Source organism: Globicatella sp. PHS-GS-PNBC-21-1553, assembly GCF_033564055.1.
Classification (GTDB): Bacteria; Bacillota; Bacilli; order Lactobacillales; family Aerococcaceae; genus Globicatella; species Globicatella sulfidifaciens.
The window spans coordinates 415,241-431,391 of sequence record NZ_CP085470.1 but is presented as its reverse complement, the minus strand read 5'-3'; the positions used below and the strand labels follow the sequence as shown (position 1 = coordinate 431,391).

General features: G+C 31.9%; 10 protein-coding genes. All 10 read left to right on the top strand.

Annotation, left to right across the window (positions count from 1 at the left end):
- Positions 1-194: 194 nt before the first annotated feature.
- The 10 genes from LB888_RS02025 (at position 195) to LB888_RS01980 (ending at position 16,146) form a co-directional block, all read left to right on the top strand.
- Complete coding sequence (locus LB888_RS02025) at positions 195-1,928, top strand: sensor histidine kinase (protein WP_318753403.1); 1,734 nt, start codon at positions 195-197, stop codon at positions 1,926-1,928.
- Positions 1,925-2,608 (top strand): DUF624 domain-containing protein, encoded by a 684-nt coding sequence (locus LB888_RS02020; RefSeq protein ID WP_318753402.1) that lies wholly within the window; start codon positions 1,925-1,927, stop codon positions 2,606-2,608. Before LB888_RS02025 ends, LB888_RS02020 begins: the two co-directional genes overlap by 4 nt.
- Positions 2,601-3,899: a hypothetical protein gene (locus LB888_RS02015; RefSeq protein ID WP_318753401.1), complete on the top strand. Its 1,299-nt coding sequence runs from the start codon at positions 2,601-2,603 to the stop codon at positions 3,897-3,899. The genes LB888_RS02020 and LB888_RS02015 overlap by 8 nt, the downstream gene beginning before the upstream one ends.
- Before the next feature lie 284 nt (positions 3,900-4,183).
- Positions 4,184-5,044, top strand: a complete 861-nt coding sequence (locus tag LB888_RS02010; RefSeq protein WP_318753400.1) for an ABC transporter permease — start codon at positions 4,184-4,186, stop codon at positions 5,042-5,044.
- A gap of 11 nt (positions 5,045-5,055) precedes the next feature.
- Positions 5,056-5,970 carry a carbohydrate ABC transporter permease gene (locus LB888_RS02005; RefSeq protein WP_078756280.1) on the top strand — a complete coding sequence of 305 codons (915 nt, stop codon included), beginning with the start codon at positions 5,056-5,058 and terminating at the stop codon, positions 5,968-5,970.
- A gap of 14 nt (positions 5,971-5,984) precedes the next feature.
- Entirely contained in the window at positions 5,985-7,637 is a 1,653-nt protein-coding gene (locus tag LB888_RS02000) for an ABC transporter substrate-binding protein (protein WP_318753399.1), read from the top strand.
- 91 nt (positions 7,638-7,728) lie between these two features.
- Entirely contained in the window at positions 7,729-9,999 is a 2,271-nt protein-coding gene (gene yicI / locus LB888_RS01995) for an alpha-xylosidase (RefSeq protein ID WP_318753398.1), read from the top strand.
- A gap of 9 nt (positions 10,000-10,008) precedes the next feature.
- A complete protein-coding gene (locus LB888_RS01990; RefSeq protein WP_318753397.1) occupies positions 10,009-12,021 on the top strand; it encodes a beta-galactosidase in 2,013 nt (670 codons plus the stop codon).
- 18 nt (positions 12,022-12,039) lie between these two features.
- Complete coding sequence (locus LB888_RS01985; protein WP_318753396.1) at positions 12,040-14,703, top strand: beta-glucosidase; 2,664 nt, start codon at positions 12,040-12,042, stop codon at positions 14,701-14,703.
- Positions 14,704-16,146: an alpha-L-fucosidase gene (locus LB888_RS01980; RefSeq protein ID WP_078756275.1), complete on the top strand. Its 1,443-nt coding sequence runs from the start codon at positions 14,704-14,706 to the stop codon at positions 16,144-16,146.
- Positions 16,147-16,151: the final 5 nt, after the last annotated feature.

Sequence of the window (16,151 nt, the reverse complement as noted above, 5' to 3'; positions counted from 1 at the left end):
TGATGTTGTTGTTTTTTCTATGGTAAAAATTTTAGAATGATCAGTATTCTTAAGAAAAAAGAGTATAATATAATTTGTGACAACAATGAGATAAATTGAAACCCAATAGAAAATGTTTGGGTGAAAAAATATATTGTATTTTGCAAAATAAATGTTAGGATAAAAGTAAGCGTTTTTTTATTCTGGAGGATATTATGAAAATAAATAAATTACTTAATTCGGTAGAACGTAAACTATACTTAATTTATTTTATCATTGCTATTCCTATCTTTGTAATTATTTTTGTTCTAAGTATCTTTGTTAGAAACGATCAAATAGAGAACAAAATAAATGAGATTAATAATGTAACAGCCCAAGTTGCGAGAAATATTTCGGACCTTACTCAAAAAGGAACGGAACTTTCGAATTGGTTATACTATGACACTGAGTTAAGTGATTTAGCTTTACACAATTATCAAACAAATTTTGAAGTTTATGAAAAGTATAAAAATTACACAATTACTTCGGAATATATAAAATACTATCCTGAAATCAGGAAAATTAAGCTATATGTTGAGAATCAGACAGCGTTAAGTGGTAATACCATTATCCCGGTTACAAAGGAAATTAGAGATACGATTTGGTATCGAAACTCTATTAAGAGAAAAACGCGGGAATTATGGGCAGTCTATAAAGATGAAACCAGCACTCATAAAAATCTTACTTTGAATCGCTCAATCTATTTAGAAGATGGCCAGTTAGTAGGTGTATTAGCAATTAGTTTTTTTACTGATAATCTAATTAGTAATTTAAATCAGTCTGATATCCCTATGGCATTAGTTTTAAATGGGCAAGTAATATTTAGTAATTCCTTGTTTGATCAATATAAATACCCACCGAATGGAGAAGACTTAATTGATGCCATTGAAGATGAAAATAATATTTATTCCAAAAAAGTAATAGTTGAAAATCCTGATTCTAAACTTTATATCTATGCAACAATTCCTAAAAAGGTGATAAATGAAGAGGTTAATCGTTATTTAATTTATGCTTATTTGGGCATTTTGACTTCTTTTTTATTCTCTTATTTGCTATTGATTTTATTTGTAAAAAACTTTGGTATACGAGTTACAAAGTTAAAGAAAAATATGGATAAAGTTGCAAATGGTTATTTTAATATACCTAGTAAAATCGAAGGAAATGATGAAATTGCTGAAATTTATAGTAAATTATATATGACTATGCAATCTCAAAGAAAATTAATATACGATCGATATAAATATGAAATAGACAATAAAAATCAAGAATTAATGTTAAAAGAAGCTGAGTTTAGTTTTCTTGCTAGTCAAATTAACCCACATTTTTTGTATAACGCTCTAGAGAATATTCGAATGCAAGCCGTTTTAAACAACGACCGTCAAGTAGCTAATGCAATAAAAATTTTAAGTCGCTTATTGAGACGTGCCTTAGAAACACCACACAAAAAAATTATTGATATTGAAGACGAGTTAAAATTTGTCGACGATTATATGAAAATTCAAAAAATGCGTTTTGAGGAAAGAATTGAATATGTGTTATCCAATAATTTGAATAATGAACAGCCTATTTTACCACTAATTATCCAACCTTTAGTTGAAAATGCTGTAGTTCATGGTATGGAAAATATATCACGAAAGGTTACTGTTTCAGTTAAAATTATGGAATTTAATAATGAGATTTGGATTAAGGTTCATGACAATGGGTCTGGAATTGAAGTGAGTGAACTAATTGCTATTAAAGAAAAAATACATTCAATGAATATGTCTTCTAAAAATATTGGTTTAGTTAATGTTAATAAACGTATTAAACTTTATTATGGAGAACAGTATGGCCTAGAGATTGAAAGTGTTGAAAATGTTTATACCTGTGTCACCTTAAAAATACCTAAGATTGTAGAGGATTTAAAATGAAATTTATCAATGGTGGCTATGATAGCCAGTTTTATAAAATTATTAAATATTTATCGGATTTTCTATTTATAAATCTGTTGTTTTTAGTTGGAAATATGTTATTTTTTATTTGTTTCATTTATTTTGAACCAAGTTTTTCTAACCTAATATTTTATATTCTTAGTTTAGTACCACTGCCGATGGCTACTACTGCTTTATTTTATACGGCAAGTAAAATTGTCGAAGATCGTAGTACCAATGTTATAAAAAGTTATTTAAGAGGTTATAGAGAGAATTTTGTAATTTCATTAAAATTTGGTTTGATGCAAATACTAATTTCAAGTATTTTTGCTATCGATAGTTTATATTTTATAGAGAAGAAACAAATCATCATTGCTTTTATTTTTGGTTTTTTGGCTTTATTATCAATTATATTTAGTTTAATAGGATTAAGTTTGTTGTCGATGATTCACTTGGATTTAAAAAATCTGTATAAGGCGATAGTCGTCTTTATGTTTAATTATTTTTCTTCAATTTTGAAAGTGGTACTATATTTTATATCATTTTCAATTATTTTCTACGCTTATCCAAGTATCATGATGTTATTTGTATTTGCATTATTTGCGTACTTTATGATGCGAGAATTGAAACCAAGGATACTTGATTTTGGAATTAAATTTGGGGGTTGGAAAGATGTTTAAATGGGTTAAAAATATTGTTTTCTTACTACTAATAACTTTTCAGATGCTAAATGTTACTATGATAGATGCAAAGAATACCATGAAAATAGGTGAACTTGGACTTGGTCAACCTCTTGAATGGACCATAATTGAGGATGAACCTAGTCTATCTTATACTTTTACAAAAAATGATGAAAATGTTTGGGAATCTGACTCTATTGCAAAAGTTTTATCAAGTAATGTTGAAAAATTTTTAGAGCTATTATTAGATACCACGATTGAAGAAGTATCAGAATTGAATATCGATGAACTGGTAAAAGCATATGAACTAATCATTAATAATTCAAAAGACACTCTACTATTTGCACATAATGAAGATCAATCGTATTTAATTTTTAGAGATAAAACTTATAAACTATTAAATGCTGTCCCTATAATCGAAGATAATTTTGTTGGTTACTTTACAGAACCACTTTCTAATAGTATGGAAGAGATTACTGAATTTATTTTGCATAATGATTTTGGACAATTGACTTTTAATCAGCAACATCCATATACCAAAATTGAAACAGCTCCATTTATCAGTCAGTGGTATGTTCATACGAATTTGGATACCGTTCTATCTGTTGAATATAAAATAATGGAAAAGATAAAATCTACTTTGATAAATTTGTATAGTGTACAATTAGAAGAACCTATTCAAACGATAAATCAGTCAACTATCCAAATAGATTTCAAGGGTAAAGATACGTACTCATGGCTAATTTCAACTATTAATGATGAATTTAGTCAACTTTTAGATCAAAAAAATAATATCTATTACTTAGTAAAAAATAAAGATATTGATGTTTTTAATTTGCCATTATTAAATTATACAGATAATTTTATTTGTCTTTTACCACTGGATGCTGTCAATACTATTACCATTGAGAGCCAGAATAATAAATATCGATGGGATTTAACCCATAATTTACATCAAGATGACACTCAAATCAAAGCGAATCATACCTTCGAAATTAATGGTAAAGAGATAGAAGAGGAAACGGCACGTAAATTATATCAATATCTAGCTTTACTTAATTATCAAAGAGTAGCTACTGAAAGTGAGTTAAACTCTATTAAAACAACAAAACCTGTAGCTCATATCCAATATGTCTTTAGTTCAGATAAACGGACACATGAACGCAATATTTCATTTTATGATTTAAATGAGTCAGAGTTTGTAGTAAAAAAAGATGACATTATGGAATTCGTTGCCAAAAAAGAGAGCTTCGTCACTTTATTTGAACAAATGAAGCTAGTACTACAGTAAAAATCAAGGAGTAATTTTGCTCTGTTTAACATCTACTATATATAATAGTGGATGTTAAACAGGGCTATTTTGATTATTATAAATAAAAGTCACATTTTTTTAGTAAATAGTCACATAATTTCATTACATAAGCAAGCGTTTACAATTAAAATAAGTATATACTTATTAGGAGGGATTGAAATGGAAATAGTTGGTAATACTCCAATCGTAAAAAGTAAAAAAAGCCAATCAAATCAAAGAAAATTACTTGGAAAAATATTAAAGAGCAAAGAGTTTTAATTTTAATGGCATTACCTTTTGTCATTTGGTTGCTAGTCTTTTCGTATTCGCCATTGATTGGATGGGTCATCGCCTTTCAAAATTATAAACCACAAAATGGTTTCTTTGGTTCAGATTGGGTTGCTTTTAAACATTTTGCTGATTTATTTAAAGAACCACTTTTCTATAAAGCTCTAAAAAATACTTTAGGTATGGGAATTCTAGGATTAGTTTTCGGTACAATCTCATCTATTTCGTTTGCACTAATATTAAATGAAATTCGTTTTACCAAATTTAAAAAATTTACGCAGACAGTTTCTTATTTACCACACTTTGTTTCATGGGTAGTTGTTGCTAATATTGTGTCTCAAACTTTGGCTCCAAGTGGAATTTTTAATCAAATACTTCAGTCTTTACATTTGATTGATAGACCGATTAATTTTTTGGCGGTACCTAAATATTTTTGGGGAATAGTTACATTATCTGATGTTTGGAAAGAAACAGGATGGAATGCCATTATTTATTTAGCAGCAATGACTAGTATTGATCAGGAGATGTATGAGGCGGCTCAAGTAGATGGTGCCAGTCGTTGGGAACAAATGAAAAGTATTACCTTACCTTCCATTCGTCCCATTATTATTGTTTTGTTAATTATGAGTATTGGTAATCTGATTAATATCGGTTTTGAAAAACAAATGCTTTTAGGAAATAATATCGTAGCTGATGAAGCATTGGTAATTGAAAAATACGCATTAGATTACGGTATCGGCATGTTTAGATACTCATTTGGTACCGCAATAGGAATTTTTAAATCAGTGGTCAGTATCTTGTTAATATTTATTTTTAATAATATTGCGAAACGTACTGGTCAAGGTCAATTAATGTAGGAGGATTAAAGATGCAAAGAAAAAGCAAGAAGCCTTTATTAAAAAGACCAACTATGCTGGATTATATACTAGGAGTTTTCTTATTATTAGTTGTGGTAGTCACTTTATATCCGTTCTTAAATGTGTTAGCAATATCGTTAAATAATGCGACAGATACGGCACGGGGAGGACTTCATATTATTCCACGAGATTTTACATTACAAAACTATAAAGAAGTTTTTAGTTCTAACAATAATTTGTTGTTAGCCTTTAGAAATTCTGTATTAAGAACAGTAATAGGAACTATTTGCTCAACTTTTTCCTGTGCGGTTCTAGCTTATGTTGTTAGTCGCAAAAAATTTATTTTTAGAAAACAATTAAATGTTTTACTTACTCTAACAATGTATATCAGCGGTGGTTTGATTCCTTATTATTTATTAATTAAGCAACTAGGGTTAATTAATTCATTTTGGGTTTATATTATTCCGGGGTTAATCAGTGCATTTAATGTAATTGTTATTCGCTCATTTATTGAAGATTTACCTGATGCTTTGGAAGAATCAGCAAAAATAGATGGTGCTTCAGATTGGGTTGTGTTTACAAGAATCATTTTACCGCTCTGTATGCCAGTACTAGCTACCATAGCACTTTTTGTTGCCGTTGGGCAATGGAACAGTTGGTTTGATACTTATTTATACGCAAGAGCAGACAAAAATTTAACAACTTTACAGTTTGAATTGATGAAAATCATGGATAATGCGAATTCGTTATCAGCGCAGGATGTCAATAGTTTAAATCAGAGAGGAGGCCAACAAGGGGTAAGAACGACACCTGAGTCAATAAAAATGGCTATTACAATCGTTGCAACCGTTCCAATTTTAGTTGTTTATCCGTTTTTACAAAAGTATTTTGTTTCAGGTTTAACATTGGGAGCAGTAAAAAGTTAAAAGGAGAAAATTTTATGAAAACAAAACTTATCAAAAAATCTGTATTATCTTTGGGAACGTTAGCTTTATCATTAGGCGGCTTTATAAATATCGGCCAAGTTTCAGCTCAAGAACCGTTAACCTTAACTTTCTTTAGTGCTGATTTAACGACTGATGATCCATTTACTAATCCGGTAGCTCAAGAAATTACCAAACGTACAGGAGTAAAATTAGAATTAAGTCATCCTGTAGGTGGAGATGAACAAGCAATTCCTTTGATGATTGCCTCTGGAGATTATCCTGATATGATTTTTGCTAAAGGTGATTTAAATAAAATGATTGATGCAGGGGCTATTTTACCTCTTGATGATTTAATTGAAGAGAAAGGTGAAAATATTAAGGCGATGTATGGCGATCAAATTGATCGTTTGAGAAATAGTTTAGAAGATCCACAAATATATCATTTAGGAACTGCTGGAGTAAAAAATCAAATTTTAAAAACAGGTGGTACTGTTCAATTACAAATTGAAGTTTTAAAAGAATTAGGTTATCCAGAAATTAAAACTTTAGAAGATTTTGAGAATGCTTTAATAACCTACAAAGAAAAATATCCAGAAATTGATGGACAAGAAACGATTGGATTAAGTTTATTAGGTAGTGATTGGCGTTGGTTAATTACGGTTGGTAATCCTGCTGGCTTTGCTGCAGGATTTCAAGATGATGGACAATGGTATGTTGATGAAGAAACAGGAGAAACTCATTATAAATTTATGATGCCAGAGTTTAAAGAATACTTTAAATGGTTAAATCATATGAATGATATTGGATTATTAGACCCAGAATCATTCACTCAAACATATGATACCTATATTTCAAAATTATCGACTGGTCGTGTTTTAGGGATTGCTGACCAAGAATGGGACTACAATCAAGCATTAGCTGTTTTAAGACAAGATGGAAAAGATAATCGTATTTGGGCACCATTACCAGTAACGTTAAATGAAGATTTAATTTCAATGAGTACTAGAGACAGTGGTTACACTGGTACAACGGGGATTTCAATTACCACGACTTCAGAACATCAAGAAGAAGCATTTGAATTTTTAGATTGGATGGCATCTGAAGAAGCTCAAATTCTTGTGAACTGGGGTGTTGAGGGTATCAACTATGAAATTAAAGATGGTAAAAGAGTTCAGTTAGAAGAAGATCGTAAAAATGCAGAAACAAATCCAAACTATTCAATTGAATCAGGGGTAGGCGCCTATATTTGGCCGTTCCCACAACTTGGTTCTGGACATATTGATTCAACAGGACAAACAATTGGCCGTGACAGCAAGGAGTTAATTGTTGAAAATTATTCTGATGCTGAAAAAGAAGCTTTGGAAGCTTATAATGCTGAATTATGGGTTGATACTTTCCCTAAGACTGAGGATCTAGGGGTTTCAAAACATGGTAGAGCCTATGAATACGTGATTCCTGCAAGTAGTGATGCAGCTATTATCCAACAAAAAGCAGATGATTTAACAACTCAAAAAGTCACCCAAGCTATTTTAGCAAAACCGGAAGAATTTGATGCGATTTGGGATGGCATGATTGAAGAATTAATAGCAATTGGTATCGAAGACGCTGAAAAAGAAATGACTCAATTAACACTCGATCGTATGGAATTATGGGGAACAAAAGAGTAGTATAGCAAAACATTAAAATAATAATAAAACGGGATATTTAATAGAACCTTTGGGACTTTTAAGTATCCCTTTTATATGAAGGAGGAAAATTATGAAATATTCAGACGGTGGTTGGTTAGTAAAAGAAGGATTTGAAGTAAGTTATCCTGCACATGTTTACACAACAAGACAGACAAAGGAAAAGTTGACGCTATTTGCACCTTTCCGCTATACATCCCATAAGGGATATTCTTTAGATGGTGGAATGATGACGATTGAAATCTCAGCTCCAGCACCAAATATTATTGGAGTGAAGGCATATCATCATAAAGGTGTAGTCGATCGATTTCCGAAGTTCGAATTAAATACAGAAACCGTTGATGTTGAAATAAGTGAAACAGAAGAGCACTATATTTTTACCAATGGAAAAATGTCACTTGAAGTCGCAAAAGGTGAACAGTTTCATTTAGTATTTAAATATGAAGGCAGAATATTAACGGAAAGTAAACCAAGAGGGCAAGCTTATATTATAGATAATTTCGGAAAGCCTCATATTAGTGAACAGCTAACAATCGGTGTTGGAGAGTCTATTTACGGATTGGGAGAAAGATTTACTTCTTTTGTAAAAAATGGACAAACTGTTGACATGTGGAATGCAGATGGTGGCACTGGTACTGAGCAATCATATAAGAATATTCCATTTTATGTTAGTAATAATCGATATGGTATATTTGTAAATTCTTCCAATAAAGTTAGTTTTGAAGTCGGAAGTGAAAAAGTATCAAGAGTACAATTTTCAAATCCAGGTGAATCTCTTGAATATTTTGTAGTAGGCGGTCAGACAATAAAGGATGTACTAAAAAATTATACTAATTTAGTTGGGAAACCAGGTTTACCTCCTACTTGGTCTTATGGACTTTGGTTAAGTACTTCATTTTTAACGGATTATGATGAAGAAACAGTCAATCAATTTGTCGATGGAATGGTTGAACGAGACATCCCGTTGGAAGTTTTTCACTTTGATTGTTTATGGATGAAAGAGTTCGAGTGGGTCAACTTTACGTGGGATCCTAGAATGTTCCCAGATCCTGAAGGAATGTTAAGTCGATTGAAAGCCAAAGGTTTAAAAATATGTGTTTGGATTAATCCTTATGTTGCACAAAAATCGATTATGTTTGATGAAGGAATGGAAAAAGGTTACTTCTTAAAACGAGAAAATGGTGATGTTTGGCAATGGGATAAATGGCAAGCTGGTCAAGCAATTGTGGATTTTACTAATCCAGAAGCCACTAAATGGTATGTTGACAAATTAGAAGCATTAATTGATATGGGTGTGGACAGTTTCAAGACAGATTTCGGTGAAAGAATTCCGACAGATTGTGTATATTTTGATGGTTCAGACCCCGATTATATGCATAATTATTATACTCAAATCTATAATGAGGTTGTATATCAATTATTGGAACGAAAACTTGGAAAAAATGAAGCAGTATTATTTGCACGCTCAGCAACAGTTGGTGGGCAAAAATTCCCAGTACATTGGGGAGGAGATAACACAGCTGACTATCCCTCAATGGCTGAATCACTACGAGCGGGATTATCCTTTGGTTTAAGTGGCTTTGGTTATTGGAGTCATGATATTGGAGGATTTGAGTCAGGATGCCAACCAGATATTTATAAACGCTGGACCCAATTTGGCTTGTTATCCTCTCATAGCCGTTATCATGGTAGTTGGGAATACAAAGTTCCATGGTTATTTGGAGAAGAGGCAGTTGAAGTCACTCGAAAATTTACCAAGTTAAAATTGAGCTTAATGCCTTATTTAATTGCGGAATCCAATTATACTCATGAAACTGGTGTTCCAATGATGCGTGCAATGATTATTGATTTTGAACAAGATTTAAATACTCATACTCTTGATCGACAATACATGTTAGGTAGTAATTTGTTGGTTGCTCCTATCTTTAATGAAGAAGGAATTGTACAGTTTTACGTTCCAAACGGAGGCACTTGGACAAATTATTTAACAGGTGAATTATATCTTGGAGGAAAATGGTATACTCAAAAATACGACTATTTTGGATTACCACTATTAGCACGTCCTAATTCAATTATTATTGAAGGAAATGTCAATTCACACGCTGTGTATGATTTTAATAAAGGATTTACAGCTCATTGGTTTGAACCTTCAGAAAACATTGCAAGTGAGGCTAGTATTTATAATCAAGAATCAGAATTAGTTGCAACACTAATAGCTATCAATACTGAAGGAAAATTCCAAGTTGATTTATCAGGTGATGCTGAAGGGAAGTTAATGATTCATATCAAAAATAAAGTGAAGACATTTGAATTGACAAATGGAAGTCAGACATTCGAAATATAGGAGGATAAAATGAGTTTATCTAAATTGTTTTATGGAGGAGATTATAATCCTGAGCAATGGCCATCTTCAATTTGGGAAGAAGATATGCGTTTATTTAAATTAGCAAATATCAATTCTGCAAGTATCAATATTTTTTCTTGGGCTAAACTGCAGCCTAATAAGACTACTTATGACTTTTCTGAATTGGATGAAATAGTTAAATTATTAAAAGAAAATAATATTAATATGGTTATGGCTACCTCAACCGCTGCTTTACCTGCTTGGATGACACGAGAATTTCCGGATGTTAATCGAGTGGATTTTGAAGGAAGACAACATCGTTTTAGTCATCGCCACAATCATTGCCCGAATAGTCCGAGTTTTAAACGCTTTGCTAGCGAATTAGTAAAACAAATTGCTGAACGTTACGGAAAAGAAGAGCACCTTATTTTATGGCATGTATCAAATGAATATAATGGTGAGTGCTATTGTGAAAATTGTGAAAGAGCCTTTAGAAAATGGGTTGAAAATAAATATAAAACAATTGAACAAGTTAATGAAGCATGGAACTTTCATTTTTGGGGTCATACATTACATTCGTTTGAAGATATCGTTGTTCCTAATTTTCTGGGAGATGGTGTAAATGATCGCCAAACAGCATTTGCGGGTATCTCAGTAGATTATCGGCGATTTATGTCTGAGAGCTTATTAAATAATTTCAAAATGGAGCGTGATATCATACGCTCAATGGGCTCTAATGCTCCAATTACTACTAATTTAATGGGAGCTTTCAAAGGAATAAATGCTTTTGAATGGGCGAAAGAGATGGATATTATTTCTTGGGATAATTATCCACATTATATCCCAGACTGGGCATTTGTGTCTTTTAACCACGACTTAATGCGTGGTGTAAAAAGTGGAAAAAACTTTTTAATAATGGAACAAAGTCCAAGTCAACAAAATTGGCAACCTTATAATTTATTAAAACGTCCGGGAGAATTGCACTCGCAAAGTTTCCATGCCATTGCTCATGGTGCTGAAGCAATAAATTATTTCCAATTAAGACAGTCTATTGGAGGGAATGAAAAATGGCATGGAGCTGTAATTGGACATGAAGGTCATGAAAACACTCGGGTTTTTAAAGAAGTTACTCAAATTGGAGAAGATTTGAAAAGAATCGGAGATGAGTTACTAGATGCAACGACTCATGCTAAAGTAGCAATTTTATTTGATTGGGAGAGTTATTGGGCATTAGAATACAGTAGTGGTCCCAATAAAGATATCTATTATGTAGACCAAGTATTTAAATATTATAAAGAACTTTATAAACGAAATATTGCAGTCGATATTATTGGTTATGAAGAAGATTTATCTAAATATAAATTAATATTAGCTCCCTTTATGTATATGGTTAAAGGAAATATTGTTGAAAAGATTGAACAATTTGTTGCAGAAGGTGGACACTTTGTTACGACTACTATGAGCGGACTAGTCAATGAAAATGATAATGTGATATTGGGTGGCTATCCTGGTGCATTTAAAGAGTTATTGGGTATTTGGGTTGAAGAATTTGATGGAATTGCGCCTGAAATGTCCAATAGTATTCATTGGAAAGATCATCGTCCATCTGAAAATGAAAAAGCAACGATGGTCTGTGATATTATTCATCTGCAAAATGCTAAAGCATTAGCTTATTATTCCGAAGATTTTTACGCAGATTTTCCGGTTTTTGTTTATAATAATTTTGGAAAGGGTAAAACTTGGTATGTAGGTACGGTACCTAACAATGAATTTTTAGATGAAATTATTACCTGTATTTTAGAAGAATTAACAATTGAACAATTTGATTTTGTACCATCTAGTATTGAAATTGTTCGTCGTGAAAAAGATGATTTCAGTTTAATTTTCATCATGAATCATTCAAATAAACTAATAGAATTTGATTGGAAATTACCCGGAATTGATCTTCTTTCTGGAAAATCAATTGAGAACGCTATCTCAATCGCGCCATATGGAACCATTATTTTAAAAATATCGGAATAGATAGAGGGAGGGGTAAATATGCAAGAAATTAAGGATTTGGTCCAAGATTTTGTTAAGCAAATGACAATTCTAGAGAAAATTTCATTATTATCAACTCACCAATCTGCTATCCCTCGACTGGGTATTCAGGAATACCATGTAGGAGGGGAAGCAGCGCATGGAGTAGTGGATCGAACTGGGGAGTCGACTACCCTTTTTCCTTTACCAATTGGAATGGCGCAAACATGGAATCCAGAATTAATTCATGAGATGGGTTTTGCGATAGGGAATGAGGCTAGAATTAAGTATTATCAATCTGGTAAATCTAGTTGGCTTACACTTTGGGCTCCTACGATTGATTTAGTTCGGGATAGTCGTTGGGGAAGAAATGAAGAAGGTTATGGTGAGGATCCGTATTTAACTTCAACGATTTCTACTGCATTTATTAAAGGAATGCAAACAGAAAAAGATAACCGCATTTTAATGTCAGCGGCACCTAAACATTTTTTTTGCAATAATAATGAGATGGGGCGAGAAAACACATCTAATTTTATTCCTTTGAGAGTAGAAAGAGAATATTACTTACTTCCTTTTAAGTCAGCTATCGAAAAGGGTGCTGCGACCTCGATGATGACGGCTTATAATGGCATTAACGGTATTCCGGGAATGCAATTACCAGAATTACAAAAGATTGTTCGAGATGAATGGCAGATGGAAGGATTTATTGTATGTGATGGTGGCGCATTGTCTGTCAACGTTGAACAATATCATTATTATGACTCATATGAGGAAGCATTAGCGGATTCTATAAAAAAAGGTGTTGATTGTTTTGTAGATGATAAAGAATTGGTTGAAAATGCAGTAAAACTTGCACTTGAAAAAGGATTAATCAATGAAAATGATATCAATCGTGCTATCACTCGTTCATTAACGGTAAGAGCTAAATTAGGTCATTTTGACCGTCAGGATCCCTTCAGTGATAGTGAAGAAAATTTGCTGAATTCAGAACAACATAGCCTTTTAAGTAGCCGTGTAATGGAAGAACAAGTAGTCTTGTTGAAAAATGAAGCTAATCAACTTCCTATAAAAGAATCGGATAAGATTTTGGTAGTAGGTCCACTTATTGACACTTTTATGAGGGATTGGTATCAAGGTTATCATCATTCTGAAATTACGATAAAACAAGGATTTTCTGAACTATTTGGGGAAAATGTTTCTTTCGACAATGGACATCAATTGATTCATTTAAAACATGGAGATTGTTATTTAGGAATAGTGAATCAGACTCTTACAAAGGTTACAGAACCCTATCTATTCCAAAAAGAACAATGGGATAAGGAATCATTTGTATTAAAAGATATTAAAACTCAACAATATTTAGTCTTCGATGATGAAACAAAAGCTATTATTCTGAATAAATCGGAGATTTTTGATTGGTTTGTAAAAGAACGATTCGTACTTAAAGAAAATCAATTGATCAACTGGCAGGGGGAAACTGTGAACTTCATTGGTTCGGATTCATTTAGCAATGACAAACGGAAAACTGCTAAAATTGAAATTGAAGTTATTTCGTCATTTGAGGATCGGTTAGATTTTAGTCAAAATAATCAAGTGATTGTTTGCTTAGGGAACCATCCGATGTTTAATGCAAAAGAAACACTCGATCGTGATTCTTTTGATTTGTTTCCATTACAAGAGAAGTTATTAAAATATGCAGTGAAACATCATTCGAATGTCACTTTAGTATTAAGTAGTGGCTATCCTTTTAATTTAGAATGGGCGAAAGAAAATGTACCGAGCATTTTGTATACTGCAACGGGATGTCAAAATTTTGGTAGTGTCTTAGCTGAGGTCATCGTTGGTAAAAGAATGCCAAGTGGTAAACTTGCTCAAAGTTGGTTTAAAGATACTAAAAATCTACCTCTCATCACTAATTATGACCTTATTAATTATCCTAGAACGTATCACTATTTATTAGAAGGCATTGTATATCCTTTTGGTTATGGGTTGAGTTATCAATCATTTGAAATTGAGACGTTTAGTTTATTGCAAGAGACAAGTCATGAAATAACATTTGCTGTTACCATCTATAATCCGAGTCAGCAGTTAGCGGTAGATACGGTTCAATTATATTTAAGAGTTAATGACAATTCACGATTATTGACTCGATTGATAGCCTTTAAAAAGGTGTTTTTATCACCAAATGAATCCAAAAAAATTATTTTAACTGTTGATAAGAATCAGTTAACTTATTTTGATGTTCGCACAGAAAAATATGTTGAATTTCAATCGCCTCATGAAATCGTAGTAGGATTTAATTCACAGGATATAATTAAAACAATTCAATTGAATAGCAATAATACCAATGTTGAATCTTCAATTCGTAATGTGAAGCATGAATTAAATATTTTTTCTTTTGATCATTATTTAAATATCGATATCCAAGCACCGGAAAGAAATGTTCGTGAATTAGTCTTATTAAATAATGGATGGGTTGAATATTTGCAAAACTCTTTTGCATTTGAAAAGTATGAATTAACTTTACGTGTTTTTGAAAACACCTTTGTGAAGGTCAATGACAGGGAGTATGAACTAGAGCCGGGGATACAAAAATTAGATATTTTCGTAGAACCAACCGCTAATTTGAGAATTTCAACCAACTATCAAATCAATGTTCTCAATTTTATGTCGGGAGGGATGTAAATGTTATCTTTTAAAGAAATTCAAGAGATTGCACATAAAGGCCCGTTTCAACCTAATTGGGATTCATTATCAAAGCATCAAGTACCAACTTGGTTTAAAGAATTAAAATTTGGTATTTTTATTCATTGGGGCTTATATAGCATCCCGGCTTTTAATAATGAATGGTATTCAAGAAATATGTATATCCAGGGATCACCAGAATTTGAACATCACATTAGTACATATGGACCTCATAAAAATTTTGGGTATAAAGATTTCATTCCTTTATTTAAAGCAACTAAATTTGATGCGAAAGAGTGGGTGAGATTATTTAAAAAAGCTGGTGCAAAATATATATTCCCAGTTGCTGAGCATCACGATGGCTTTCAAATGTATAAGAGTCAATTATCGAAATTTAATGTTTTTGATATGGGACCTAAGCGTGACGTGTTAATGGAATTAAAAATCGCAAGCGAAAAAGAGAATCTAGTTTTTTGTGCGTCTTCCCATAGAGCAGAACACTTCTTTTTCTTTGGTCATGGAAATGATTTTGATTCAGATGTACAAAGTAATAAAGAAAGAGACCAGTTTTATTGGCCAGCAAAAGTTGAACAAAATCACTTTGACAAATTTAGCAAACCTTATCCAGATGATGAATTCTTATTAGATTGGTTAATGAGAACAGTAGAGTTAGTTGAAAACTATCAACCTAAAATTATTTATTTTGATTGGTGGATTCAACATGAAGCGTTCAAGCCATACCTTAAATTATTCGCTGCTTATTATTATAATCGAGCACAAGAATGGGGTTTTGATGCTTCTATTGCATATAAGCATGATGCGATGGTTTATGGAAGTGGTATAATAGATGTAGAAAAGGGTAAATTTTCTGTTCCACCAATACAATATTGGCAAGGTGATACTTCTGTAGCTCATAATTCTTGGTGTTATACTCATAATTTAGAGTATAAACAGCCTCGTGATATTATTTATGATTTAATTGAAGTAGTGTCAAGAAATGGAAATTTGTTACTTAATATAGGACCAACTGGGGATGGAAGTATACCGAAACAAGATCAAAAAATTCTTTTGGAAATTGGTAAATGGTTAGAGCTTAATGGAGAAGCTATTTTTTCAACTCAACCTTGGAAAAAATGCCAAGAAGGACCAACAAAAATAAAAGAAGGTAAATTTAATGAGGAAATAAATACTTATTCTTCCGAAGATATTCGTTTTACCGCTAAAGGAGATGCTATCTATGCATTTATTATGCAACCCAATACATCAACGATTAAAATAAAAAGTTTCCGAGAATATGGAGTTTTTGAAGGTATCATTCGTAATGTTGAAATTTTAGGGCAAGAACAGGAAATCTCTTGGAACATTAATATAGAAGCATTAATAATTGAAAATCCAATTGTAGGCAATGAGTATCCAATTGTCGTAAAAATTAACATAGATTAGAGGGA